The sequence below is a fragment of the Arthrobacter sp. DMZ02-1R genome, assembly GCF_057747935.1.
Genome location: NZ_CM173230.1, coordinates 4,067,543 through 4,092,186 on the forward strand (window position 1 = coordinate 4,067,543; position 24,644 = coordinate 4,092,186).

The window sequence follows — 24,644 nt, forward strand, 5'->3', positions numbered from 1 at the left end:
CAAACAACAGACACACCCGACACCACCCACACCCACAAAGGGGCCGGGATCGCTCCGGAGCAACTTTTCTAACTTACCGGCTGCTTGCCTCCTGGTCAAATCGGCGTTCTTGACTTGATTTTCACAAGGAACTCAGTCAACTTCACCGATCTCCACTGGGGAGCAGCGCGGGTACTAACTATACCACCACTTTCCCGGGGAGGCAAAACCCCCACCAGACGGCTTCCTGCGCTTCAGCAGTGCCCGCGAGATCTACGCAAAGGGTCCGGAAACTCAAGGCTTCCGGACCCTTCGCGTTCAGCCAAACAAGAACCACTAGACCGCAGGCGTGAACCAGGAGGCACCAAGCGGCGGCAGGGTGACGGTCAATGCCGCAGGTTGTCCTTCCGCCCCGGGTGCCGTTGCAACAAGTTCACCAGCGTTGATGACGCCCGATCCGCCGTACACCTCGGCGTCGGTGCTGAGAACTTCCTGCCAAGCGCCGGCAGACGGAACGCCAAGGACATAGTCCTTGTGCGGGCCGCCGGAGAAATTCACGGCACAAACCAAGGGGTTGCCGTCGTGGTCCCAACGGATGAACGTGAGCACATTGCGATCCGCGTCCGCTCCGTTGATCCACTGGAAGCCGCCGGGCTCGTTGTCCCTCACATGCAGGGCCGGCGTCGAGCTGTATAGCGTATTCAACTCGCGGGTGAGCAACTGCAGTCCGCGGTGCGACGGAATGTCGGCGAGGAACCAGTCAAGGCCGTGCTGTTCGGACCATTCGGCCTCCTGGCCGAATTCGGTGCCCATGAAGATGAGCTGCTTGCCCGGGTGCGCCCATTGGTAGGCCATGAACGCCCGCACGTTGGCAAGCTGCTGCCAACGGTCCCCGGGCATCTTGCGCAGCATGGATCCCTTGCCATGCACTACCTCGTCGTGGCTGATGGGCAGCAGGAAATTTTCCGTGAAGGCGTAGACCATGGAGAACGTCAACGTGCCGTGGTGCCAACGGCGGTTTACCGGGTTTTCGGAGATGTACTTGAGGGAGTCGTGCATCCAGCCCATGTTCCACTTGAGGCCGAATCCCAGGCCGCCGTGGTTGGTCGGGGCGGTGACGCCTGGAAACGCCGTGGATTCCTCGGCAATGGTCACGGCCCCAGGGTGGGTCTTGTAAATGGTGGCGTTGACTTCCTGGAGGAAGGAGATGGCTTCCAGGTTCTCGCGCCCTCCGTGAACGTTGGGGAACCACTCCCCGTCCTCGCGGGAATAGTCCCTGTAGAGCATGGAGGCGACGGCGTCCACGCGAAGGCCATCGATGTGGAATTCCTCAAGCCAGTACAAGGCGTTCGCCACCAGGAAGTTGCGAACCTCGGTGCGACCGAAGTCGAAGATGAGCGTGCCCCAGTCCGGATGTTCGCCAAGCCGGGGGTCCGAGTGCTCGTACAGTGGTTCGCCGTCGAAACGCGCAAGGGCCCATGCGTCCTTCGGGAAATGCGCCGGGACCCAGTCCAGGATGACGCCGATGCCTGCTTGGTGCAGGGAATCGACCAGGAAACGGAACTCGTCCGGATGCCCGAAGCGGGAGGTCGGAGCAAAATAGGACGTGACCTGGTAGCCCCATGAACCACCAAAGGGGTGCTCGGCCACCGGCATGAACTCGACGTGGGTGAAGCCTAGCCACTTCACATATTCCACAAGGTCCTTGGCCAGCTCCTTGTATCCGAGGCCAAGGCGCCACGAACCGAGGTGGACTTCGTAGACGCTCATGGGCGAATTATGCGGATCTTTGTTGGCGCGGGCCGTCATCCAGGCGTCGTCCTTGAACCGGTAGCTGGACTCCACCACGCGTGATGCCGTCAAGGGGGGAACTTCCGTGCCGAAGGCGAGCGGGTCGGCTTTCTCCACCCAATGGCCAGCCTTCGTGAGCAGTTCGAATTTGTAGCGCGCCCCTGCCACGACACCTGGGATAAAGACTTCCCAGACACCGGAAGAGCCGAGCGAGCGCAAGGCGTGCTCACGCCCATCCCACGAGTTGAAGTCGCCCTTGACGCGGACTGCCTGCGCGTTGGGAGCCCAGACGGCGAAAGAGACGCCGTCTACATCGCCCAGCGAGGAGCGATAGTGCTGCACGTGGGAGCCCAGTGTGTCCCAGAGCCGTTCATGCCGACCTTCTCCGATGAGGTGGAGGTCCACCTCGCCGACCGTAGGAAGGTAATGGTAGGGATCATCGCGCGTCACCGGGGCGGAGTCGCCATACTCCACTTCCAAGCGGTAGTCCGGCACATGGCCGTGCTGCAACGGTTCGAGAACCGCCACCCAGACGCCGTCGGTCTCGTGGGTCATCGGTGTGGAACCGGCTTCGGTGACCACCGTGACGGACTCCGCCAGATGCTTGACCGTGCGGATAGTGACGTGACCGTGATCGTCAAGGTGGGCGCCCAGTACAGAGTGCGGGGCGTGATGCGCACCGGCGCCCACCCGGCCCAGGGTAGCGGCGTCCACATACAGCGGGACTCGGGGCCGTTCGGTACGTGCTGAGCCTGTCATTTCCTTACCTTCCGATTTCGCCGCGGCATCCCTGCCGGGGCTCGTGTTTCCGAGGAGCTGCCGCGAAGCGTTGACCGGAATAGGTAACCAATCCGGCCTGTTCCGCAACTCGTAGATCACCTCGTACAAGGCCTTGTCCAGCCACAATGCCACAAAGAGCGGCGAGCGGCGGTCAATAGTTCCGTGGGTGATGTCGCTGTAGCCGGCCAGGAACGCTTCAGCGCAGTCCTCAACCCATGTCACCGGGACAGTGGCCGCTGGATTCTCGCGGATGGCCGCACCGGCCGCATAGTCAAAGGACCGCAACATTCCAACGACATCGCGCAGGGGAACGTCGGGAATGTTACGGAGTTCAATCGGCCGAAGGGGCTCCCCTTCAAAATCGAGGATCGCCCACCGGCCCGGTTCTCCCCCGGCGCCGGGCACCGAGAGGATCTGGCCCAGATGAAGGTCGCCATGGATCCGCTGCAGCGTCCCGGCCTCGTTACCGGACAATTGCGTCAGGAGTTCCTCGAGCTGCTGCTCATGGGGCCCGACGGCGGTACCCGCTTCAGCCCACGACTGGCGGACGCGCCGGGCTACTTCGGCGGCGATGTCCAGGCCCGGAACCCGTTCCCGGGCCGTTCCAAGGGTTTCCGCGAGCCGCAGATGCACGGTGGCCGTCGCCTGGCCCATCTGCCGGGCCTCAGCGGTGAAGTCCGTGCTGGATGCGGCGGCGTTGACGGCTAGGCGCCAAGCGTCTTGCCCGCCCGCAAGGAACTCGTGGGCCACGGCGAGGTCCGCTGAGGCTGTGCCATGCCGGCCCAGAGGTGTCCTTACCTCCCATGTTCCCGTAATCCAGCCGAGCGTGGAGGGCACTTCCTTGGTTCCTCCCGAGGTCAAGGCCGCGCCGACCTCCACCTCAGGGTTCTTACCGATGGACAACACCCGGAAGATCTTCACGATCGCCGCGGACACGCCGTCGTCGACGATCACCGAAGTGTTGGACTGCTCACCGGATGAGACCCGCACTGATCCTGAAGCGCTGGGCAGGCGCAGGCCGCCAGGCACCGAATGTCCACTCGCGGTGCATTCGCCTTCTCCGGGTTCGGCCATGGCCAGACCCTGGATGAGGTCGAGCCACGCGGTCGCGAAGACCGGATCGTGCGGTGCGTCGTATACCCAGACCGGCTTATCGTCGTCGAGCTGGCCCACCAAAGCAGCGGCCAAAGTGGCTGCAGGAGTAGAGCGGTAGCTGAGCGGTACCTGAATGATGTCAGTCTGCATCCCGCCGTCGGCCGTGGCGTAACGGATCGACAGCAACCGGACTTCCAAGCCGATCCCTGCGTCGGGTTGCTGGAGTTGGAAGGAGCCGACGAAGTCCAAATCGAACGCCCCTGCCTTGACCGGAAACCAGCGCTGCCGGGGCAGCCATTCCTTGAGTAGGGGTGCCAGGACCGTGGTGGGCGCCGAGAGACTCATATCAGCCTTCAATGGAGAGCACTGGGATGGCCTGGGTGTAAGGCGTGGACCCGGTGGAACCCGCCGAGCGTACGCGGAGCCAGAAGAAGTCATGGCTGCCGAGCGTGAGGGTCAGCGAGCCGTCGTTGCCAATGGCGGGGAATGGCTGGCCCCCGAAGACGTCCCTGAGGCCTCGTCCGGCGTATTCAGGGATATCCAAGGTGGCAGCCACTGGATGCTGGGACAGGTTGAAAACACACAGGATGGATTCGGCTTCCTCGCCTTCCAGGTTGTTCTCCGTAAGCTCGCGCAGGTAGGCAAGGACAACTTCATGGTCTGCCGGAACGTGCCTGAAGCCGCCCAGCCCGAAGGCCGCATGGTTCTTCCGGACGCTCAAGATCTGGCGGGTCCAGCGCAAGAGCGAGCCCGAATGGGCGGCTTCGGCCTCGACGTTGGCCATGCTGTAGTTGTAGACCAGCGACTGGATGACAGGCAGGTAGAGCTTTCCGGGATCGGCGTTGGAGAAGCCTGCGTTGCGGTCCGGGTTCCATTGCATCGGCGTGCGAACGGCGTCGCGATCGTCAAGCCAGATGTTGTCCCCCATCCCGATTTCATCCCCGTAGTACAAAAAGGGGCTGCCCGGCAGGGAAAGCAGCAAGGCGTTGATCAGCTCGATCTCGGAGCGGGAGTTGTCCAGCAGCGAGGCGAGCCTGCGCCTGATGCCGATGTTGGCGCGCATCCGCGGGTCTGGAGCGTACCAACCCAGCATGGCGGCACGTTCGTCGGCGGTGACCATTTCCAAAGTCAGCTCATCATGGTTGCGCAGGAAGGTTCCCCATTGAGCGCCTGCCGGGATTTCCGGAGTGTCGCGCAAAGTTTCGATGATGTGGGATGCTTTCTGGTCGCGGAGCGCGTAGTACAGGCGCGGCATGATGGGAAAGTGGAAGGCCATGTGGCATTCCGGTTCTTCCTCTGTGCCGAAGTACTCCACGACGTCGTGCGGCGGTTGGTTGGCCTCGGCGATGATCACGCGTCCCGGGTAGTTCTCATCCACCATTTTGCGAAGGTCCCGCAGGAAACCGTGGGTGGCCGGCAGGTTTTCGCAATTGGTGCCCTCTTCTTCGAAGAGGTATGGAATGGCGTCCGCCCTGAACCCATCAATGCCTTGGTCCAGCCAAAACCGGACAACGTCGTGGAGCGCTTCGATGACCTTGGGGTTCTCGAAGTTCAGGTCAGGCTGGTGGCTGAAGAAGCGGTGCCAAAAGAACTGCCGGCGGATCGGATCGAAGGTCCAGTTCGACTCTTCTGTATCCACGAAGATGATGCGCGCGTCCTGGTACTTCTCGTCGGTGTCGCTCCACACATAGAAATCACCGTACGGACCATCCGGGTTCTTGCGTGACTCCTGGAACCAGGGGTGCTGGTCCGAGGTGTGGTTCAGCGGGAGGTCGATAATGACCCTGACACCCCTCGCGTGCGCTTCGGCTACGAGCCGTTTGAAGTCGCTGATGGTGCCGAACTCGTCCAGCACGGAGGTGTAGTCGGAAATGTCGTAGCCGCCGTCCCGCAGGGGCGAATCGAAGAACGGCGGCAGCCACAGGCAGTCCACCCCCAGCCACTGAAGATAGTCCAGCTTTTCGATCAGGCCATGGAAGTCGCCCGAACCGTCGCCGTTGGCGTCCGCAAAGGCCCTCACCAGCACTTCGTAGAAAACAGCCTTCCGATACCAATGCGGGTCATGTTGAAGACCCGGGGCGTTCAGCTCGAAAGTGTTCTTCGGCGTGAAGTACTGACTCTGACCCTGCGGATTAAAGCTCACTAAGGCTACCTCCGGATACTGAGAATGTGTGCCGGTTCTTTGTGGGCGTCCAGCAGAACGTAGTTATACTCGCCCCACTCCCAGCTTTCGCCGCTGACCAAATCATCCACCCAGAATCTTCCGTTGGCGGTGAAGTCGGCTGGATCAAGCGAAAGAGCGGAGAGATCCAGGGTCACGGTGCTTTCCCTGGTGCCGTGGGGATCGACGTTGACAACAATGATCAAGGTGTCTTTGCTGCCGTCAGGCAAGGTCTTGTGCTTGGAGAACACGATGGTGGCGTCATCCGTGCTGTGGTGCAAGGTCAGGTTCTGCAGATCACCCAACGCTGGGTGGGCCTTCCGGATGGCGTTAAGCCGCGTGATGTAGGGGGCGAGGCTGTGCCCCGACGCTTCAGCGGCATCCCAGTCCCGGTCCTTGAACTCGTATTTCTCGTTGTCGATGTACTCCTCGGCCCCCGGACGCGCCACGTGCTCGTACAGCTCGAATCCGGCGTAGACGCCCCAGAGCGGGCTCGCCGTAGCAGCCAATGCTGCGCGGATGCGGAACGCAGCCGGACCGCCGTATTGCAGGTATTCAGTGAGGATGTCAGGGGTGTTGACGAAGAAATTGGGCCTGAAGTATGCCGGGGAAACGTGGCTGACCTCTTGGAAATACGATTCCAGCTCTGTTTTGGTGTTCCGCCACGTGAAGTAGGTGTACGACTGCTGGAAGCCTGCCCGGCCGAGGGCGTGCATCATCGCCGGGCGAGTGAACGCCTCGGCGAGGAAAACGACGTCGGGGTGCTTCTTGTTGACCTTGCCGATCAGCCATTCCCAGAACCACACCGGTTTGGTGTGGGGGTTGTCCACACGGAAAATCTTCACGCCGTGCCTCACCCAGAGGAGGACAATCCGCAGGATTTCCTTGGACAGCCCGGCGGGATCGTTGTCGAAGTTCAGCGGGTAGATGTCCTGGTACTTTTTGGGCGGGTTTTCGGCATAGGCGATGCTGCCGTCCACGCGAGTGGTGAACCATTCCGGGTTGGTCTTCACCCAGGGATGGTCCGGGGCAGCCTGCAGCGCCAAGTCCAGCGCCACCTCAAGGCCCAGCTCATTGGCGCGGACCACGAAAGCGTCGAAATCCTCGAATGATCCCAGTTCCGGGTGAATGGCGTCGTGGCCGCCAGCCTCGGAGCCGATGGCCCACGGCGAGCCCGGATCCTGCGGGCCTGGAGTCAGGGTGTTGTTGCGACCCTTACGGTGCTGGAAGCCAATCGGGTGGATGGGCGGCAGGTAGATGACGTCGAAGCCCATGTCCGCAACGGCGTCGAGCCTCTTGGCCGCCGTCGTGAAGTTGCCTGAAGTCCACGTTCCGGTGGCGGGATCCAAAACGGCGCCCTCGGAGCGGGGGAAGAATTCGTACCAAGCTCCGCGGCCGGCGAGGTCACGCTCCACCAGGAGCGGGTACTGCTCCGAGACGGTCACCATTTCGCGGATCGGTTGGCGCTCGACGACGGCGGCGACTTCTGCGCTGAAACCGGCGGCCAGGCGCTCCTCGGCAGTCTTCGAAGTATCGGCGAGGCCCCCAGAGGCGGCACGGAGGGTGCGCTTGTCTGCCGCGCCTCGAGTGCTGTCCGCAGCCGCTTCAGCGAGCAGAGCGACGCCCTCAGCGAGCATCAGCTCCACATCGATGCCGGCTTCGACCTTTACTTCTGCGTTGTGATGCCACGTGCCGTAGCGGTCGTGCCAGGCTTCGATCGCGAAAGTCCAGGCTCCGGGGGAAGTCGGAGTCAGCAGCCCCTCCCAACGATCGGTGCCTTTGCCACGCTCGCCCGGTGCCGGGGCGAGCCGGACACGCTGGCGCTCTTTGCCTTTGGGGTCCAGCAGGATGGCACTCACCCCAAGCTGGTCGTGGCCCTCACGGAAGACCGTAGCGCCTACCACCAAATCTTCACCAGGCAACGCCTTGGCTGGGAACCGGCCTTCCTCGATCACGGGCTGCACGGCCGTGATGGGGAATCTGCCGAATCTGAGACCTTCGGTGATACCGGTCTTCTGCTTGGACTTGGATGCTGAGCTGGATCGCGGTGTTGCGGTAGTGGTCACAACCTCGACGTTAGCGAGAAAAATCACATTTTGCGAAGAGGTGCCCCTGACTCTTCGGCGCAATGTGTCATTTACCTAAAAGAAACCGAAAGCTGTTCCTGCTGTCCACCGAGTGGATTAGTGTGGCGCTCGTGAAGGCAATCCGAAGGTTTACAGTCCGTACCCTGCTCCCCGAGCCGATCCGGCCACTGGCGCGTCTCGCGACGAACCTGCGTTGGTCTTGGCACCGGCCCACCCGCGAACTCTTTGCGAGCCTCGACCACGAATTGTGGGAGGAGAGTCGCCACGATCCCATTAGTCTTCTCGGGTCAATAGGCCGTGAGCAGCTGTACCAACTCGCCTCCAACAACGATCTTGTTGAGCGTGTCCAGCACGCGGCTGCGGATCTTGACCGGTACCTGAGCGAGCCGCGCTGGTACCAGGGCCTGGGTCCGGACGCTCCGGCGTGCATTGCGTATTTCTCGCCTGAGTTCGGTATCACCGAGGTGCTTCCGCAGTATTCCGGAGGCCTGGGGATCCTGGCCGGGGACCATTTGAAGGCCGCGTCGGACCTGGGCGTGCCGTTGATCGGCGTCGGGTTGCTCTACCAGGCGGGCTATTTCAAGCAGTCCCTTTCCCGGGACGCCTGGCAGCAGGAAACGTATCCGGTGCTGGACCCGGACGGACTGCCGCTGACGTTGCTGCGCGAACCGTCCGAGGACGGCACCGGCAAGCCAGTGTTGATCTCGCTGCCGCTGCCCAACGGACGCAAGCTTAACGCGCACATATGGCGTGCCGACGTCGGGCGCGTTCCGCTTCTGCTGCTCGATTCGAACGTTCCCGCAAACGATGACGCCGCGCGCGGGATCACGGACCGCCTCTACGGCGGGGGCGGTGACCACAGGCTGCAGCAGGAGTTGCTGCTGGGCATGGGCGGGGTGAAGGCGCTGCGCGTCTACCAGCGCCTCACGGGCACCCCGGCACCGGAGGTGTTCCACACCAACGAGGGCCACGCCGGTTTCCTGGGCGTCGAACGGATCCAGGAACTCATGTCCGCCGAGGCCCCGCTGACGTGGTCCGAGGCCCTGGCCGCGGGGCGTGCGTCCACGGTGTTCACCACGCACACCCCCGTGCCTGCCGGGATCGACCGGTTCGAGGGCGTGCAGATCAGGCACTTCTTCGAAGCCGGCCTGGCACCGGATGTTCCGGTGGACAAGGTTCTGGAACTGGGCCGGGAGAACTACGACGGCGGCAACCCCGCGGTGTTCAACATGGCCGTCATGGGCCTGCGCCTGGCGCAGCGGGCCAACGGCGTGGCCAAGCTCCACGGGGTGGTGTCCCGGGAGATGTTCTCCGGGCTGTGGCCGGGCTTTGACCACTCCGAAATCCCCATCACCTCGGTCACCAACGGCGTGCACGTGCCCTCCTGGGTGGATCCGCGCATCTCCGCGTTGGCCCGCAAGCAGTTCGGAACCGAGGCCGAGGCCTTGGGCCGTTGGGACCTTGCCTACAACGTCAGCGACGAGGACGTGTGGCGACTCCGCCGGGAGCTTCGCGTGTCACTCGTGGAAGACGTCCGACGCCGGCTCCGGGCAGCGTGGAAGAAGCGCGGCGCCGCGGATGCGGAACTGGGCTGGACGGACACCGTGCTGGACCCGGACGTGCTGACGATCGGCTTCGCCCGGCGCGTGCCGACCTACAAGCGCCTGACCCTCATGCTCCGGGATCCCGCCCGCCTCAAGGCGCTGCTGCTGCACCCCAAGCACCCCATCCAGCTGGTCATCGCCGGCAAATCCCACCCGGCGGATGACGCGGGCAAGAAAATGATCCAGGATCTGGTGAAGTTCACCGACGATCCCGCCGTCCGGCACCGGATCGTGTTCCTGCCCAACTACGACATCGCCATGGCCCGCACCCTGTTCCCGGGCTGCGACGTGTGGCTGAACAACCCGCTGCGGCCCCTGGAGGCCTGCGGGACCTCGGGCATGAAGGCGGCCATCAACGGGTCCCTGAACCTGTCCGTGCTGGACGGCTGGTGGGATGAGATGTACGACGGCGAGAACGGCTGGGCGATCCCCACCGCCAACAACGACGCCTCCCCTTCCGAACGCGACGACATCGAGGCCGCCGCCCTCTACGAGCTCCTGGAAACCCAGGTGGCCCCGCGCTTCTACGGTTCCACGGTCTCCGCGGAAGCCGGCGCGGCAGGTCCCTCCCAGTCCAGCCCGGAAGCCGTCCCCACGCACTGGGTCTCCATGATCAAGCACACCCTGGCCCACCTCGGCCCCGCGGTCTCGGCCGACCGCATGCTCCAGGACTACGTCAACACCCTCTACCGCCCGGCAGCGGAGTCGGGACGCCGTGCCGTAGCCGGTTCATTCAAGGAAGCGAAGGAACTGGCGGCCTGGATCACGAAGATCCGCAACGCGTGGCCGCAGCTGATCGTGGAACACGTCGATTCCGTCGGTGTCACCGAGGAGCCGCAGATCGGCGACACCCTGCAGGTCAACGCCTACATTGCCCTGCACACGCTGACACCGGACGACGTCAGCGTGGAGGTGGCCTACGGCCGGGCCGAAGAAAGCGATGAGCTGGAGGACATCGCCGTGGCCGAACTGAGCTCGTTCGAGGACCTCGGCAACGGGCGCCACCTGTTTACCGGCTCCATCCTGATCAACCGCTCCGGATCCTTCGGCTACACCGTCCGCGTGTTCCCGAAGCACCCCTCCCTGGCCTCGAAGGCCGAACTGGGGCTCATCGTCAACGCGTAGCGGCTTACCGGGCCCCCGGCTGGCTCGGCTTGGTTCGCTACTGCTGAAAGACCGCGATGACGGCCAGGTCCCGCCCTGCGTAGGATTCGGCGTCCTGGAGGATTTCGCAAACCACCCCGAAGGACCGGTCCGTCCGGTAGGCCGCGGGGACCTGCCAAATCAACGTGACGGGTGGCTGGTCATCCTCAGAAACGCTGTCTGCGAAATCGTGGAGTGAATCGTTGAGGGCGTCCAGGTCCACGCCGTAGTACTCGGGGAAATCGAGCACCTGGCCGAAGACTTCCAAGACGGCCTGCTTGCTTGCTGCTGGGGGCACCATCACGGTGCGGCGTCCGGCGTCGGACACTTGTTCCTGCAGTTCTTCCAGCGTCCACGTGTCAGCGGAATAGATCTTCATGGCGTCCCTAGGTGCGGTAGACGTTGATGGTGTTGCCTTGGACGACTTCCCTCTCGCCCGCGGCAACCAATGCTCCCTGCCTGCGGTCGTTGAGCTCGGAAGTAGTCAGGCGCAGTTCGAACATACGGCTTCCCCCGCCGGATTCGGCGATCAGTTTGGGCAGGACGACCTTCTTGTCATCCTTGTTCCCATTGATCACGATCAATCCGCGGTAGGAGCCGCCCTCCGAGCTCATCAGGAGCTGCACAATCCGCAGGGAGGGGTCGTGCCAACGGGCCGCCGTCATGGGCTGGCCCTTCTCGTCAAACCATTCCAGGCCCGTCCGGCTGTCCGGGAAGCCTGGATCCTGGGCCTGCATGAACTCCTTGCGGAGCCGGATCACCCGTTTGGTGCTCCGGAGCATCTCATGGGATTCGGGAGTCTGGGTCCAGTCGATCCACGTGAGCTGGTTGTCCTGGCAGTAGGCGTTGTTGTTGCCCTGCTGTGTGCGTCCGAGTTCGTCGCCAGCAGCGATCATGGGTACGCCGATGGACAGCATCAACGTGGTCATGAGGTTCCGCTTGGAAAGGGCACGCGCGGCGAGAATCGTCTCGTTTTCCGTGCGGCCTTCGAATCCGTGGTTGTAGCTGCGGTTATCGCTGTGCCCGTCACGGTTCTGTTCGCCGTTGGCCTCGTTGTGTTTGCGGTCGTAGGACACCAGGTCGGCGAGGGTGAAGCCATCATGGGCCGTGATGAAGTTCAGCGAGGCGAGCCTGGAGCGTCCCGAGGGTTCGAAGACCCGGGCGGAGCCCGTCAAAGCGTCGGCAAGGACTCCCACACCGCTCCCGGACATCCCGGCTTCGGCAGCGCCCCGGTCCGAGAGCCAGAAGCGGCGTACGCCGTCGCGGAAGTGATCGTTCCAGTCCACCCACCCTTTGGGGAACCGCCCAGTCTGCCAGCCGCCGTAGCCCACATCCCATGGTTCGGAAATAAGCTTCGATCTGGAAAGCACCGGATCCTCAGCGATCCGGGTGAGGAAAGGGTGCTGGGGATCGAACTCATTGCCCGCGTTGCGGCACAGGGTCACGGCAAGGTCGAAGCGAAAGCCGTCGATGTGAAATTCGTCCACCCAATACCGCAGCGAATCAATAGCCAGGTCCACTACTCTGGGTTCGGCGAAGTTGAGGGTGTTGCCGCAGCCGGTCGTGTCAAGGTAGCGGCCGTGGGCATCGTGGCGATAGTACTGCCGCTCCCCCAGGCCCCTGAAACTGATGGTGTCGCCGTCGGGCCCGCCTTCTGCCGTGTGGTTGTAGACGACGTCGAGGATCACTTCGATCCCGGCGGCATGCAGGATTTTCACCATGCCTTTGAATTCGTCTTGGACGGCATGGGGCCCGGCCTGTTGGGCGGATTGTGTGGCATAGTCCGCGTGGGGGGCAAAGAACGCGGCAGTGTTGTAGCCCCAGTAGTTGGTCAGGCCCAGGTTCTGCAGGTGCTGTTCGTCGACGTGGAAATGAATGGGCAGCAATTGAACGGACGTCACCCCCAACGATTGGAAGTGCTCGATCATGGCCGGGTGTGCCATGCCGGCGTACGTTCCGCGGAGGTGCTCGGGGATATCCGGGTGCTGGATGCTTTGGCCGCGGACATGTGCCTCGTAGACGATGGTGTCCCGCCACGGGGTGCGAAGCGGGCGGTCGTCACCCCAATCAAAAGCGGAGTCCATGCGGACCGAGCTCAGCAGCTCTCCTCGTTGGTGCACCGCCCGGCCGTAGGGATCGAGCAGCAGCTGCTCGGCGCCGTCGGCGTCAAAGTCCGGGGCGGGAACGGAGAGTGGCAGCGCGTCCCCAACCGGCGCGGCGCGGAAGCCGTACCGGGTGCCAGGCGGCAGCCCATCCACGATGCCGTAGTGCACGCCATCGGCGAACCTGGGCAACGTGTGGACTTTCCAGGAATCGCCGGGGGCCTTGTGGGCGATTTCGACTCGAGCGAGACTGGGGGCCCAGACGGCGACATTGACCCTGTCTGCGGGGGTGTCTCCGTCGTGGCTCCCAGACCGCGGAATACTTAGCCCGAGCGGCGACGGCCGCGAGGCGTCCACTGTAGATGCTGTGTCAAAAATCGGCATAACCATTAGTTGAGAGTTTAGTCTCCGACGCCAATTCTCCCCTGCCCGCGCCTCATATGACAGTGCGCGTGCCCATTACTCGTAGAGCCACTGGCAGCCTGTACGAGGGCAAACATGCCGCTCACCTGCTGAAACGTCATATCATCCGGCTTCCTGGTCATTTCGCGAACCGGGCGCCCTCCCCTGATTGTGTCGGATGAGCCGAACGCGCCGGTCCAAAGGTGGATGAGTTCGTATCCTCCCCACGAGTCGTTGCATACTTTGCCTATACACCAATGTGGAGGTAATTGTGCGAATCGCTCTTGCTCAAATCATCAGCGGCCGCGAGCTGACGGACAACCTGGTCCTGTTGGAAGACTATGCCCGTCGCGCCAAGGAAGGCGGCGCTGAACTGGTGGTGTTCCCGGAAGCGACCATGCGGGCGTTCGGGAATTCCCTGCTCGACATCGCCGAGCCCCTGGATGGGCCATGGGCCAATCGGGTGCGGGAGATTGCCCGGGAACTTGGGATCGTGATCGTGGCCGGAATGTTCACCCCGGGGTTGTCCTCCGGCGGCAGCAGCAACGGCAAAGTCCGGAACACCCTGATCGCCACCGGCCCCGGAGTGGACACCAGCTACGACAAGATACACCTTTTCGATGCTTTCGGTTTTGCGGAATCGGACACCGTCGATGCAGGGACCGATCCGGTGACGTTCGACGCCGGAGGCCTCACCTTCGGACTGGCCACCTGCTACGACGTCCGTTTTCCAGCCCTCTTTACCGCTAACGCCGACCGCGGCGCCGATGTGAATATTGTGTCCGCGTCCTGGGGCGCAGGCCCAGGCAAAGCCGAACAGTGGAAGTTGCTTGCGTGTGCCCGGGCGATCGACACCACAACCTTCGTGCTCGCATGCGGCCAGGGCGACCCCGCAAGCCAAGGCATCGAGCCCAAGGGTGCCGCGCCCACCGGAGTGGGGCACTCCGTCGTCGTGTCCCCTTTGGGAGCCGTGCTGGAAGAGCTCGACGCCGAACCCGGCCTCTTGTTCGCGGAGCTGGATGCCGCCGTCGTCGAGGACGCGCGGGTCAAGCTCCCGGTCCTGGCGAACCGCCGCGACTTCTAGGCCAAACAGCGACGCTCGCCCACCAGGATGAAGTGAGCGAGCGTTGCTGTTTAAGCGCTCAAAAGTGAGCGAGCGTCGGCTACTTGGTGGCGCGCTGCCTTGAGACTTCGTACAGGGAAATGCCCACTGCCATTGAGGCGTTGAGCGATTCCATGGCCGAGTCGATCGGGATGGAGATGATCTGGTCGCAGTTTTCGCGGACCAGGCGGCTGAGGCCCTTGCCCTCGGAACCCACGACGATGCAGACGGGATCGGTGGCCAAGGAAAGATCCGGCAGCGAGACGTCGCCGTCGCCATCAAGGCCCAGCACGAAGATGCCCATCTGCTTGAACTGCTTGAGGGCGTTGTTCAGGTTTGCCGCGCGGGCCACGGGGACGCGGACTGCCGCGCCGGCACTGGTCTTCCATGCCGAAGCGGTGACACCGACGGAGCGGCGCTCCGGCACAATGACGCCATGGCCGCTGAAGGCCGAAACTGAGCGGATGATGGCGCCCAGGTTGCGGGGATCAGTAATGCCGTCGAGTGCGACGAAAAGGGGCGCGTTGGGGATGTAGCCCTTTTTCCACTTGGCGACCGTCTGCTCGGCGAGGTCGTAGGCGTCCTGGTATTCGTACGGCGGGATCTGCAATACGAGGCCCTGGTGGACGGCGTCTTCCGTCATGCGGTCCAGCTCGGGCTTACCGGTTTCCAGCAGCGGGATGCCACGTTCGGCGGCGAGCTTGAGGGATTCCTTGACGCGATCGTCCATCTCGATCCGGATGGCAACGTGCAGCGCCTTCGCGGGGATTCCGGCGCGCAGCGCCTCCACAACGGAGTTGCGTCCAGTGACTACTTCCTCGGTAGCGCGACCCTTCGGGCCCGAGCGGGCGCCCGGGTTGGAACGGCTGGTACCCCCGGCTGCGCGCTTGGCTGCCGAGCGCTCCGCGAGCTGCCTGCTCTTGTAAGCCTTGTGGTATTCTCGGTCCTCGGCTTTGGGGGTTGGACCCCTGCCTTCCAAGGCCTTTCGACCGTGGCCACCGGTTCCAGTGGTGGGGCCCTTCTTCTTTTTGACAGCCCGGCGACCGTTGTTGGCCATGAAATCCACCCTTGGTTGTGTTGAGTACGTCTGCAACCAAGTCTACTGAATCAACTTAAATCGGGACGACGGCCCCTTGTCAGTCCTTTTTGAGGCTCCAGCTGGCGCCATCGGCGCCATCCTCGACGGCGATTCCGGCGGCCGCGAGAGTGTCGCGGATCGCATCGGAAGCGGCCCAGTCCTTGTTGGCGCGCGCCTCGGCGCGGGCCTGCAGCTGGGCTTCCACAAGGACTTCAAGGGCTTGGGCTGTCTCGGAGTTTTCCTGGACTTCGCCGCGGACATCGTTGAGTCCAAGAACCGTTGTCATGGCCAGCACGGCTTGGAGCGCCTGCTCGGCACCGGCATCGTCCCCAGACGCCAGCGCTGTGTTGCCGGCACGGACGGTCTCATGCAGGGCGCCAAGGGCCTGCGGCACGTTGAGATCATCGTCCATGGCGGCAGCAAAAGCGTCCGGCACGGGGCTCGACTCAGGGTGGGCGGCGAAGTCGCCGCCGAACTTCTTGGACGCCTTCGCGACGAAACCGTAGATACGCTCCACGGCAGCCGCAGCTTCCTGGAGGGAGGTGGGCCGATAGTCCAGGATGGAGCGGTACTGGGCCTGGCCGAGGTAGTAACGGACCACGCGCGGACTTGCGAGCTCCAACATTTCCGCAGGGCTCACCGTGTTGCCTACCGACTTGGACATCTTTTCGCCCTCATAGGTGACCATGCCGTTGTGCAGCCAGAAATTGGCGAAGTCGTCGCCAGCGGCCTGCGACTGTGCCATTTCGTTCTCATGGTGCGGGAAGCGGAGGTCCAGGCCGCCGCCGTGGATGTCGAACTGCTGGCCCAGGTACTTCGTGGCCATGGCGGAGCATTCAAGATGCCAACCCGGCCGGCCGGTTCCCCACGGCGAAACCCAGCTCGCCGTCGTCGGCTCCCCGTCCTTGAAGCCCTTCCACAGCGCAAAGTCGCGGGGGTCGCGCTTGCCCCGCGGGTCGGCGTCGGCGGCGCCTTGCATGTCGTCAATGTTCTGGCGCGTCAGCGAGCCGTACTTGCTCCAGGAGCGGACGTCGAAGTAGACGTCCCCGGAGTCGTCCAGCGCAGGGTAGGCATGGCCACGATCTATGAGCCTTTGAATCAGGGCGTGCATCTCCGGGATGTGACCGGTGGCGCGCGGCTCGTAGGTAGGGCGGGAAACGCCGAGGACGTCGTAGGCCTGCTCGAATTCCTGCTCGTAACGGTAGGCCAAGGCCCACCATTCTTCCTCGGGCTTGGCTGTGGGTTCCTCAGCCCATTCCGGCCCGAACGACTGCGAGGACTTGGCGAGGATCTTGTCGTCGATGTCGGTGACGTTGCGGATAACCGTGACGCGCAGCCCCCGGTATTCGAGCCAGCGGGTCAACTGGTCGAACGCGATCGCAGAACGGACATGTCCCACGTGCGGCATCCCCTGCACCGTGGCACCGCAGTAGTAGACGCTGGCCTTGCCGGCTTCAAGGGGAACGAAGTCGCGGACTTCGGCGGATGCAGTGTCGTAAAAGCGCAGGGTCACCGCTCCAGATTAGCGGATGCGCGCCATCTGGCTTCGTTGCACACCATCCCATCTCAGTTCAGGCACTATCGCCTTGGGACGCTGCCGGCACGGCGTAGACGAGGGCCGTAGCGACAGCGGAGATGCCCTCACCCCGGCCAGTGAAGCCGAGGCCGTCGCTGGTGGTCGCCGTGACGCTGACGGGAGCGCCTGCGGCGTCGCTGAGGACGCGCTGCGATTCTTCGCGCCGCGGACCGAATTTTGGTCTGTTGGCCACGAACTGCACCGCAACATTGCCAATCTCGAAACCGGCGGCGCGGACAATCCTGGCCGCCTCCCCCAGCAACTTCGATCCGGAAGCGCCTGCGAATTCGGGACGGTCGGTGCCAAAATGCGTGCCAAGGTCACCAATGCCGCAAGCGGAGAAGAGCGCGTCCGCGGCCGCATGGGCCACGCAATCGCCGTCGGAATGCCCAGAGAGCCCCCGCTCCCCCTCCCAAAACAGGCCTCCCAACCACAGCGGTTGCGGGTCGCCCTCAGGTGCGTATGCGTGCACGTCCACCCCGATGCCGGTGCGCGGCAACGGCATCGCCGGGTTCCCAGGATGCGTGCCCATCAGCCTTCCACCCAACGGACTCCGAGCGGACCTTCCAGCAGGCCTTCGGCAATGATGAGGTCCAACGGCGTGGTGATCTTCAGCGATTGGCTGGCGCCCCGAACTGCGTGGACGGGGACGCCGAGGAGTTCGACCAGCATGGCGTCGTCCGTGACGGCCGCGGACTGGGCGTCGTCGAACTCTGCCGCCGCCGCGTGGGCACGCAGCAAAGTCTCATAGTCGAAACCTTGCGGAGTCTGTACGGCGCGCAGTTGCTCCCGCGGGGCCGTGCCGGTGACGATCTCCGGCGCGATTCCGGCGTCGTCCCCCACAGTTTCCACAACCATCTTGACGGTGTCCACGACCGGTATCGCCGGAATGACCGCTTTGGCCCCTGCAGAGAGCGCAACGGCAACGCGGTGGAAGACCCGTTCGGGAGTCAGAGCACGGGCAGCGTCGTGAACCAGCACAGCGCGGGTTCCCTCAAGCACCGCTTCAAGGGCCGCACGGACCGAATCGGCACGCGTGGATCCGCCGTCGACCACTGTGACCAGAGGCCCGTCCGTGCCGAGCTCCTGCCGGAATTCCTCGCAGAGCTCCCGCAGCTCGAGGTCCCCGGCGGGGACGGCCACGCAAATCTGCCGGGCAACATCTGCCGTGGCGACGCCGCGGAGGGCATGGGTGAGGATGGGTTCGCCGCCCAGCGGCACCTTTGCCTTGGGCATGCCGTAGCCAAGCCGCTCGCCCGAGCCTGCCGCAACGACGACGACGGCGGTGGCCTCGCGCTGGGATGGTGTAGTCATGCGCTCAAGCCTACGTGGTGCCCACTCGGGCAAAAGGAAACCCCGGCGGCAGGTTGCCACCGGGGTTTAAATCTTTGAATCTTTGTCAGGAAGCCAGAACTTCGTCGAGAACGCTTGCGGCCTTCTCTTCGTCGGTCTTCTCAGCCAGTGCCAGTTCTGAAATCAGAATCTGACGGGCTTTGGCCAGCATTCGCTTCTCACCTGCGGAAAGGCCGCGATCGTGATCACGGCGCCAAAGATCGCGAACGACCTCTGCAACCTTGATGACGTCGCCGGAAGCAAGCTTCTCCAGGTTTGCCTTATAGCGACGGGACCAGTTGGTGGGCTCTTCAGTGAACTCGGCACGGAGAACGTCGAAAACGTGCTCCAAGCCTTCCTTGCCCACTACGTCGCGAACCCCAACAAGGTCTACGTTTTCTGCTGGAACTTCAATGGTCAGATCACCCTGAGCCACCTTGAGCTTGAGATACATCTTCTCTTCGCCCTTGATAGTGCGCATCTTGATTTCTTCAATTTTTGCTGCACCGTGGTGAGGGTAAACTACTGTCTCGCCGACCTCAAAAACCATGTGGACTTTCCCCTTTCCCGCAGACCAGTTTATCACGCTTAAGGCATACGATTGGCACGGAGGGGGGTCCCGAACCCAGTAAATACGCGGAAAATGGCCTTTTCAGCCCTCCAGCACCCCCTTGACGGGAGGGCATAAAAGTGCATAGGACGCGGAGTCCCGGAACACCATACGCCTCCGGGGAGGGCCGCCACAATGGTTCCAGGAATCCTTGTTTGAGCCGGTTTGCCGATAGGCTATGCCTGAAAAGTGTTCCAATGACTCTAAGAGGAGTACGTGTCGTGCGCATTACTGCGATGAACCGTGTCCAGCGCGGCAAGCTGGCGATGGCGGCGGCCGCCGTCGGCATCGGTCTCTTGTCCGTGACAGGCTGTGGCTACATCAACGCCCAGCAGACCAGCCACCAGTACGCACCGTCGGACGGCGTCAAGGAAGACCTCGGTTCGCTCCAGCTGCGCAACATGCTTGTTGTCTCCACTGGCGCCAACAAGCCGGGACGCGTCATTGGTGCCGTCTTCAACACCTCCTCCAGCGATGCGATCCTGACCATCAACGGAGCCAGCGGCTCACAGACCAGCATTCCGGTCAAGGCCAAGTCGCAGACCTACCTCAACGACACCACCGACCCGGCTATTCTGAGCACCAGCGGCGGAAACCCGGGCTCCTTGGTATCCGTGACCATCAAGACCGGCTCCGACTCCCGCACCGTGCAGTTCCCGGTCCTGGACGGCTCCTTGAAGGAATACGAGAAGTACATTCCTGCCACGGCCACGCCAAGCCCCTCAGTCAGCGGTTCGGCTACGAGCAGCGCCACGCCGACACCGAGTGCGAGCAGCACTGGCCACTAGGCGGCAAACGGCCTGCACTCCCTGCCGGAAGGCAGGCGCAGTTACCCCCACGAGCGCAAAGGAAGGGCTCCCACCATGGGAGCCCTTCCTTTTGCTGTTTGCCTTGCGGGCGTTCGGGCCCTTCCGGGCTTACGGGCTTACGGTTCGAACTTGTAGCCCAAGCCTCGCACGGTCACGAGATAGCGGGGAACCGAGGGGTCTGGCTCGATCTTGCTGCGCAAACGCTTCACGTGGACGTCCAAGGTCTTGGTGTCCCCGACGTAGTCGGAGCCCCAAACGCGGTCGATCAGCTGTCCACGGGTGAGCACACGGCCCGAATTGCGAAGGAGCATCTCAAGGAGTTCGAACTCCTTCAGCGGAAGCGACACTTGTTCGCCGTTGACGCTCACCACATGGCGCTCAATGTCCATCCTGACCGGGCCGGCCTGCACTGTGGATGTGATGAGTTCCTCGGGCTCGCCCTGCCGGCGCAGCACGGCACGAACGCGCGCCACGAGTTCCCGGGAAGAGTACGGCTTGGTGACGTAGTCGTCCGCGCCGAGTTCCAGGCCAACCACCTTGTCGATTTCCGAGTCCTTGGCGGTCAGCATGATGACCGGGACGCTGGAACGCTGCCGCAACTGCCGGCAAACCTCCGTGCCTGGGGTCCCTGGAAGCTGCAGATCCAGCAGCACCAGATCGGCCCCGTTGCGGTCGAACTCCACCAACGCGTCGCTGCCGTTGTCCACTACCTGGACATCGAAGCCTTCCTTGCCCAATAGGTAGGACAGAGGGTCGCTGAAGGACTCTTCGTCCTCCACGATCAGAATCCTGCTCAAGCGCCAGCTCCTTGCTCTAGGGCGCGTACTGCGCCCGTCGTCTGAATAACGTTTCGAGGCTTCGCCCCGGCGTCGTCGTTCTCCTGGCCTTCCATTTCCGGAAGGCGGATGGTGAAAGTAGAACCTTGGCCAGGCTGCGACCAGACGGTAACCTCGCCGCCGTGGTTGGACACCACATGCTTGACAATACTCAGGCCCAAGCCGGTTCCCCCGGTTTGCCGAGACCTTGCGGCATCCACGCGGTAGAAACGCTCGAAGATGCGCTCCTGGTCCTCGGGGCTAAGCCCTTCGCCCTGATCCGTGACGGAAATGGCCACCACGCCCTCTTTGGCCCGGACACCCACTCCCACTCGGGTGTTTTCCGGAGAATAGCGGATGGCGTTGTCGATGAGGTTCCGCAATGCGGTCACCAGCAAGTCCTGGTCGCCGAAGACCATGGTTTCCGTCCGGCCGCCGACCACGATTTTGATGTTCTTGAGCTCCGCCGGGAGTTGCGAGCGATCCACGGCTTCGGAAATCACTGTGTTGATATCCACGGCGTGCCCTTGTTGTGCCACATTGGCGCCCTGGAGCCGGGACAGCTCAATGATGTCCTGCACCAGCGCAGCGAGTCGTGTGGATTCCTTGTGCATGCGCTTCGCAAAGCGACGGACGGCTTCTTCGTCATCCGGGCTTGCCTCTAGGGCCTCGGCCAGCAAGGAGATGGCGCCAACCGGCGTCTTGAGTTCGTGCGAGACGTTCGCAACGAAGTCGTTGCGAATCTCCTCGGTGCGGGTGATTTCGGTGCGGTCGTCCGCCAGAAGGACTATATATTCCCATCCGAGCATGGCTGCCCGTACCTGCACCACGATGGTGCCCTTGCCGAGCGGACCGCGGGGCAACTCGAAGGTCTTCTCCAGGATCACGCCGTCGCGCCGGACCTTTGCCGTCATGTCCAGCAGCTGCTTGTGCACAACTGTGTGACCCCTGACGAGGCCGTAAGCGTAGGCTGCGGGACTGGCCCGGACGACGCCGTCGATCGCGTCCACCACCACAAAGGCCCGCCCGACGACGGACAGCACCTCCGCGGCGCCCTCCGGAAGCAGGGGTTCCGTGACGTCCAGATCCACGATCTTTCGCTGCCGTTCACTCAGCCTAAATGCGAGCACGCCAAAGACGCCGCACGACAAGCCGGCAAGGCCTGCGATGACACCGATGAGCACTGGATCCACGGATCTAGCTTATGCGCTGGAAACACTGCAAAATATGGAACAGCCTCCAAACGGCCCCGATTCAGCTAACGTTCACCTAAAGGTGCGCAATCGTTCACGGATCGCTGCCATTCTTACTAGTTGCACCATAGTTAGCTGTGAAGATTTTCGCGCCGTCAGAGGGGTGCGGAGGAGATCAAGGAGAGGACGCCACCGTGCGCAAGGTTTTTCAGGAGGAGCTCATCCAGGTCGGTGAGGACCTCATCGAGATCTCAAAGCTGGTTACCGAGGCGATCCAGAACGCGACCACCGCATTCGAAGGGGCAGACGTCGATCTCGCCCAGGACGTCATCGCAGCCGATGCCCGGATCGATTTCCTGCAAAACGGCCTTGACGAGCGCGCCATCGACATCCTGGCCCTCCAAGGCCCTGTGGCAAGCGATCTCCGGATGATTGTTGGCTCCTTGCGGATGAGTGCGTCACTGGAACGGATGGGTGACCTCGCCCGCCACGTGGCCCAACTGGCCCGCCTCCGCTACCCAGCCACGGTCATCCCCGAGCAGTTGACGGCAACGTTCAAGGAGATGGCCCGCCTGGACCTCGAAATCATCCAGAAGGTCACCCTGCTGCTGGAGTCGCGTGACTTGGAAGTTGCCCGCGACATCCTCAAGCTCAACACCAACGTCGACGATCTGCACTTGAGCGTCTTCAGGGCGATCGCAAATCCCGCCTGGGCCGAGGCTTCAGCCACCACGGTGGATGTGGCCCTCGCCAGCCGCTACTTCGAGCGCTTCGCAGACCACGGTGTCTCCGTTGCCCGCAAGGTGACCTACTTGGTCACCGGCGAATGGCAGCCAGAAGGCTTCTAGCCAGGCCTATCGACTTAAAAACGACGCCGGCCGGCTCACCTCGCAAGGTGAGCCGGCCGGCGTCGTTTTCTCGAAGGGGCTATTTCTTGCCTTGGGCTGCCACAGCCTTGATGGACTCTGCTGCGGCCTCGGGGTCGAGGTAGGTTCCACCGGGGTTGATCGGCTGAAAGTTCTCGTCCAGATCGTAAACCAACGGGATGCCCGTCGGGATGTTCAGACCGGTTATGTCTTCGTCGCTGATCCCGTCCAGGTGCTTGACGAGGGCGCGCAGGGAGTTGCCGTGGGCCGTGACCAGGACCGTCTTGCCAGCCTTGAGGTCTTCCTTGATGTCTGACTCCCAGTACGGCAGGAGACGGACCAGTACGTCCTTGAGGCACTCGGTGCGCGGCAAGGCGTCGCCGAGGCCTGCGTAGCGCACGTCGTTCACCTGGGAGAACTCGCTGTCATCGGAGAGGGCGGGCGGCGGGGTGTCGTAGCTACGGCGCCATTCCATGAACTGTTCTTCACCGAATTCGGCAAGGGTCTGGGCCTTGTCCTTGCCCTGAAGCGCACCGTAGTGACGCTCGTTGAGGCGCCAGTCGCGCTTGACCGGGATCCAACCGCGATCGGCCTTGTCCAAGGAGATGTTCGCGGTGTTGATGGCCCGCTTCAGCAAGGACGTGTAGAGGATGTCGGGGAGAACGTTGTTCTCGACCAGGAGCTCTCCGCCGCGGGCTGCTTCCTCGCGGCCTTGGTCGTTCAGGTCGACGTCCACCCAGCCGGTGAACAGGTTCTTGGCGTTCCAGTCGCTGTGGCCGTGGCGCAGCAGAATCAGCTTGTAAGTCATGCTTTTCATCCTAAGCGATCCTGCCCTGCCATTACCGGGCGTTACGCCACCACCCTTACAACGCAACGCGGGGTCACTTAGCGCCGGTGTTTTTGGGTCGGATGGGCCGTAAGTGACCCCGCGTCGGAGGATAAGGTGGGACGGTGGTGCAGAAGGCGGAGCGGGTCCAAGGCAGGCGCGGCAAACCCGTCGGCAACATCACAAGAGGCACCACCAACCCCAACCGCATGCGCCGGCTGGACCGCTGGCTGGCAGGCCCGCAGGCATGGCGGCTGCGCTCCGCCGTCGACCCCTTGGTAGTGGACCTGGGCTACGGCGCTTCCGCGGCCACTGCCGTCGAACTCTTCGAACGGCTGCGGGCCGTCCGCCCCGACGTTCGAGTGTGCGGGATCGAGATCGAACCCGAGCGAGTCCGGATCGCCAAGCTCCTGGAACGGCCCGGGCTCAGCTTCCACGTGGGCGGGTTTGAGGTTCCCGTTCCGGGCAATCCCGTGCTGGTACGTGCCTTCAACGTGCTGCGGCAATACGAGGAACCGGACGTGGCAGGAATCTGGGGCTTGGTGCAGTCACGCTTGGCACCGCAAGGATTGTTCATCGACGGAACGTGCGATGAAATCGGCCGCCGTGTGACGTGGGTTGCGCTGGATCCGGACGGCCCGCTGAGCTTGAGCCTGTCCATACGCTTCGGCGGTTTCGAACTGCCCTCCGACGTTGCCGAACGCCTGCCAAAGGCGCTCATCCACCGCAACATTCCGGGCGAGCGGATTCACGCTTTCTTGGGTGCGCTGGACCAGGCGTGGTTGGAGGCGGCACCGCTTGCGTCGTTCGGCAACAGGCAGCGGTGGACAGCCATGTGCAAATCAATGCGCGACGCCGGCTGGCCCCTTCAGGACGGAACGTCGCGCTGGCGCCTGGGCGAACTTACCGTCGACTGGTCAGCGGTGGCTCCAGCCTAGCGCTCCCAGGTCACCAGGGACCGTACGGGCCCTGGTTGCGGCCGCTGTTGCCGATTTCCTTGACGGCGGGACGGACATCCGCCAAGTAGACACACGCCGCAGTCACGGCGGCGATGCCAAAGATTCCGAAACCACCCCCGCCACCAAGGACGGAGAACCCGCCGATGACCGCTGCGATACCGGTCAGGGCCAGCCAGAAGGTCTTGGTTCGCTTGGATGCTGCCTCGAAGGACGAGGGTTTGTGGCGCAGGCAATCCACCAGCGCCCACAGCTCCAAGGCAAAGGCAACCAGTCCCAGAATGAAGTAGATCCCATTCTGGATGTATGAAATCAAAAATTTTCCGTCCACGCCCTC

Annotated in this window: 19 protein-coding genes; 5 read left to right on the forward strand and 14 right to left on the reverse strand. The window is 63.1% G+C overall.

Annotated elements, in window-relative coordinates; all coding sequences use genetic code 11:
• Positions 1-315: 315 nt before the first annotated feature.
• Genes AC3ANQ_RS19355 through AC3ANQ_RS19365 form a run of 3 tightly spaced genes read right to left on the reverse strand, consistent with a single transcriptional unit; the run spans position 316 to position 7,872 of the window.
• Positions 316-3,990, reverse strand: a complete 3,675-nt coding sequence (locus AC3ANQ_RS19355) for a 1,4-alpha-glucan branching enzyme (RefSeq protein ID WP_488302534.1) — start codon at positions 3,988-3,990, stop codon at positions 316-318.
• Position 3,991: 1 nt separating this feature from the next.
• Positions 3,992-5,788 carry a maltose alpha-D-glucosyltransferase gene (gene treS / locus AC3ANQ_RS19360; protein ID WP_488302535.1) on the reverse strand — a complete coding sequence of 599 codons (1,797 nt, stop codon included), beginning with the start codon at positions 5,786-5,788 and terminating at the stop codon, positions 3,992-3,994.
• Positions 5,789-5,793: 5 nt separating this feature from the next.
• On the reverse strand, positions 5,794-7,872 hold the full coding sequence (locus AC3ANQ_RS19365; RefSeq protein ID WP_488302536.1) for an alpha-1,4-glucan--maltose-1-phosphate maltosyltransferase: 2,079 nt from the start codon (positions 7,870-7,872) through the stop codon (positions 5,794-5,796).
• 131 nt (positions 7,873-8,003) lie between these two features.
• On the opposite strand from AC3ANQ_RS19365, the gene glgP reads away from it, so the two are divergent.
• Positions 8,004-10,622: an alpha-glucan family phosphorylase gene (gene glgP / locus AC3ANQ_RS19370; RefSeq protein ID WP_488302537.1), complete on the forward strand. Its 2,619-nt coding sequence runs from the start codon at positions 8,004-8,006 to the stop codon at positions 10,620-10,622.
• Between the two features lie 37 nt (positions 10,623-10,659).
• Here glgP and AC3ANQ_RS19375 read toward each other — a convergent pair whose 3' ends face one another.
• Positions 10,660-11,019, reverse strand: a complete 360-nt coding sequence (locus AC3ANQ_RS19375) for a barstar family protein (protein ID WP_265981979.1) — start codon at positions 11,017-11,019, stop codon at positions 10,660-10,662.
• 7 nt (positions 11,020-11,026) lie between these two features.
• Positions 11,027-13,132 carry a glycogen debranching protein GlgX gene (gene glgX, locus AC3ANQ_RS19380; RefSeq protein WP_488302538.1) on the reverse strand — a complete coding sequence of 702 codons (2,106 nt, stop codon included), beginning with the start codon at positions 13,130-13,132 and terminating at the stop codon, positions 11,027-11,029.
• A 283-nt stretch (positions 13,133-13,415) separates the two neighbouring features.
• Here glgX and AC3ANQ_RS19385 point away from each other — a divergent pair, with 283 nt between their 5' ends.
• On the forward strand, positions 13,416-14,228 hold the full coding sequence (locus tag AC3ANQ_RS19385; RefSeq protein WP_488302539.1) for a carbon-nitrogen hydrolase family protein: 813 nt from the start codon (positions 13,416-13,418) through the stop codon (positions 14,226-14,228).
• Between the two features lie 79 nt (positions 14,229-14,307).
• Here the strand turns inward: AC3ANQ_RS19385 and rlmB are convergent, their stop codons facing one another.
• The 5 genes from rlmB to AC3ANQ_RS19410 form a co-directional block, all read right to left on the reverse strand.
• Positions 14,308-15,303 carry a 23S rRNA (guanosine(2251)-2'-O)-methyltransferase RlmB gene (gene rlmB / locus AC3ANQ_RS19390; protein WP_268025181.1) on the reverse strand — a complete coding sequence of 332 codons (996 nt, stop codon included), beginning with the start codon at positions 15,301-15,303 and terminating at the stop codon, positions 14,308-14,310.
• Positions 15,304-15,382: 79 nt separating this feature from the next.
• Positions 15,383-16,837, reverse strand: coding sequence for a cysteine--tRNA ligase (gene cysS / locus AC3ANQ_RS19395; RefSeq protein ID WP_488302540.1), 1,455 nt, complete (start codon positions 16,835-16,837; stop codon positions 15,383-15,385).
• Between the two features lie 58 nt (positions 16,838-16,895).
• Complete coding sequence (gene ispF / locus AC3ANQ_RS19400; RefSeq protein ID WP_488305374.1) at positions 16,896-17,405, reverse strand: 2-C-methyl-D-erythritol 2,4-cyclodiphosphate synthase; 510 nt, start codon at positions 17,403-17,405, stop codon at positions 16,896-16,898.
• Between the two features lie 26 nt (positions 17,406-17,431).
• The gene (ispD, locus tag AC3ANQ_RS19405) at positions 17,432-18,214 is read right to left on the reverse strand and encodes a 2-C-methyl-D-erythritol 4-phosphate cytidylyltransferase (RefSeq protein WP_488302541.1); all 783 of its coding nucleotides are present in this window, start codon (positions 18,212-18,214) and stop codon (positions 17,432-17,434) included.
• Between the two features lie 85 nt (positions 18,215-18,299).
• Positions 18,300-18,782, reverse strand: a complete 483-nt coding sequence (locus tag AC3ANQ_RS19410) for a CarD family transcriptional regulator (RefSeq protein ID WP_011690592.1) — start codon at positions 18,780-18,782, stop codon at positions 18,300-18,302.
• Between the two features lie 296 nt (positions 18,783-19,078).
• On the opposite strand from AC3ANQ_RS19410, the gene AC3ANQ_RS19415 reads away from it, so the two are divergent.
• Complete coding sequence (locus tag AC3ANQ_RS19415) at positions 19,079-19,630, forward strand: hypothetical protein (RefSeq protein WP_488305375.1); 552 nt, start codon at positions 19,079-19,081, stop codon at positions 19,628-19,630.
• A gap of 137 nt (positions 19,631-19,767) precedes the next feature.
• Here AC3ANQ_RS19415 and AC3ANQ_RS19420 read toward each other — a convergent pair whose 3' ends face one another.
• Both AC3ANQ_RS19420 and AC3ANQ_RS19425 read right to left on the reverse strand, forming a co-directional pair.
• A complete protein-coding gene (locus AC3ANQ_RS19420; protein ID WP_059388662.1) occupies positions 19,768-20,448 on the reverse strand; it encodes a response regulator transcription factor in 681 nt (226 codons plus the stop codon).
• Positions 20,445-21,650 (reverse strand): sensor histidine kinase, encoded by a 1,206-nt coding sequence (locus AC3ANQ_RS19425; protein ID WP_268025821.1) that lies wholly within the window; start codon positions 21,648-21,650, stop codon positions 20,445-20,447. Before AC3ANQ_RS19425 ends, AC3ANQ_RS19420 begins: the two co-directional genes overlap by 4 nt.
• A gap of 203 nt (positions 21,651-21,853) precedes the next feature.
• Here AC3ANQ_RS19425 and phoU point away from each other — a divergent pair, with 203 nt between their 5' ends.
• A complete protein-coding gene (phoU, locus tag AC3ANQ_RS19430; RefSeq protein ID WP_488302542.1) occupies positions 21,854-22,507 on the forward strand; it encodes a phosphate signaling complex protein PhoU in 654 nt (217 codons plus the stop codon).
• 79 nt (positions 22,508-22,586) lie between these two features.
• Here the strand turns inward: phoU and AC3ANQ_RS19435 are convergent, their stop codons facing one another.
• A complete protein-coding gene (locus AC3ANQ_RS19435; RefSeq protein WP_488302543.1) occupies positions 22,587-23,333 on the reverse strand; it encodes a phosphoglyceromutase in 747 nt (248 codons plus the stop codon).
• Between the two features lie 143 nt (positions 23,334-23,476).
• Between AC3ANQ_RS19435 and AC3ANQ_RS19440 the strand changes: the two genes are divergently transcribed.
• The gene (locus AC3ANQ_RS19440; protein ID WP_488302544.1) at positions 23,477-24,289 is read left to right on the forward strand and encodes a class I SAM-dependent methyltransferase; all 813 of its coding nucleotides are present in this window, start codon (positions 23,477-23,479) and stop codon (positions 24,287-24,289) included.
• Between the two features lie 10 nt (positions 24,290-24,299).
• On the opposite strand, the gene AC3ANQ_RS19445 is transcribed toward AC3ANQ_RS19440, so the two are convergent.
• On the reverse strand, positions 24,300-24,638 hold the full coding sequence (locus AC3ANQ_RS19445; protein ID WP_265979717.1) for a DUF2516 family protein: 339 nt from the start codon (positions 24,636-24,638) through the stop codon (positions 24,300-24,302).
• Positions 24,639-24,644: the final 6 nt, after the last annotated feature.

Coding starts and splice junctions, on each gene's coding strand:
- rlmB (WP_268025181.1), bottom strand. CDS start 15,303: ATGGCCAACAACGGTCGCCGGGCTGTCAAAAAGAAGAAGGGCCCCACC.
- AC3ANQ_RS19415 (WP_488305375.1), top strand. CDS start 19,079: ATGAACCGTGTCCAGCGCGGCAAGCTGGCGATGGCGGCGGCCGCCGTC.
- AC3ANQ_RS19355 (WP_488302534.1), bottom strand. CDS start 3,990: ATGAGTCTCTCGGCGCCCACCACGGTCCTGGCACCCCTACTCAAGGAA.
- glgX (WP_488302538.1), bottom strand. CDS start 13,132: ATGGTTATGCCGATTTTTGACACAGCATCTACAGTGGACGCCTCGCGG.
- ispF (WP_488305374.1), bottom strand. CDS start 17,405: ATGCCGTTGCCGCGCACCGGCATCGGGGTGGACGTGCACGCATACGCA.
- AC3ANQ_RS19435 (WP_488302543.1), bottom strand. CDS start 23,333: ATGACTTACAAGCTGATTCTGCTGCGCCACGGCCACAGCGACTGGAAC.
- ispD (WP_488302541.1), bottom strand. CDS start 18,214: ATGACTACACCATCCCAGCGCGAGGCCACCGCCGTCGTCGTCGTTGCG.
- AC3ANQ_RS19375 (WP_265981979.1), bottom strand. CDS start 11,019: ATGAAGATCTATTCCGCTGACACGTGGACGCTGGAAGAACTGCAGGAA.
- AC3ANQ_RS19410 (WP_011690592.1), bottom strand. CDS start 18,782: ATGGTTTTTGAGGTCGGCGAGACAGTAGTTTACCCTCACCACGGTGCA.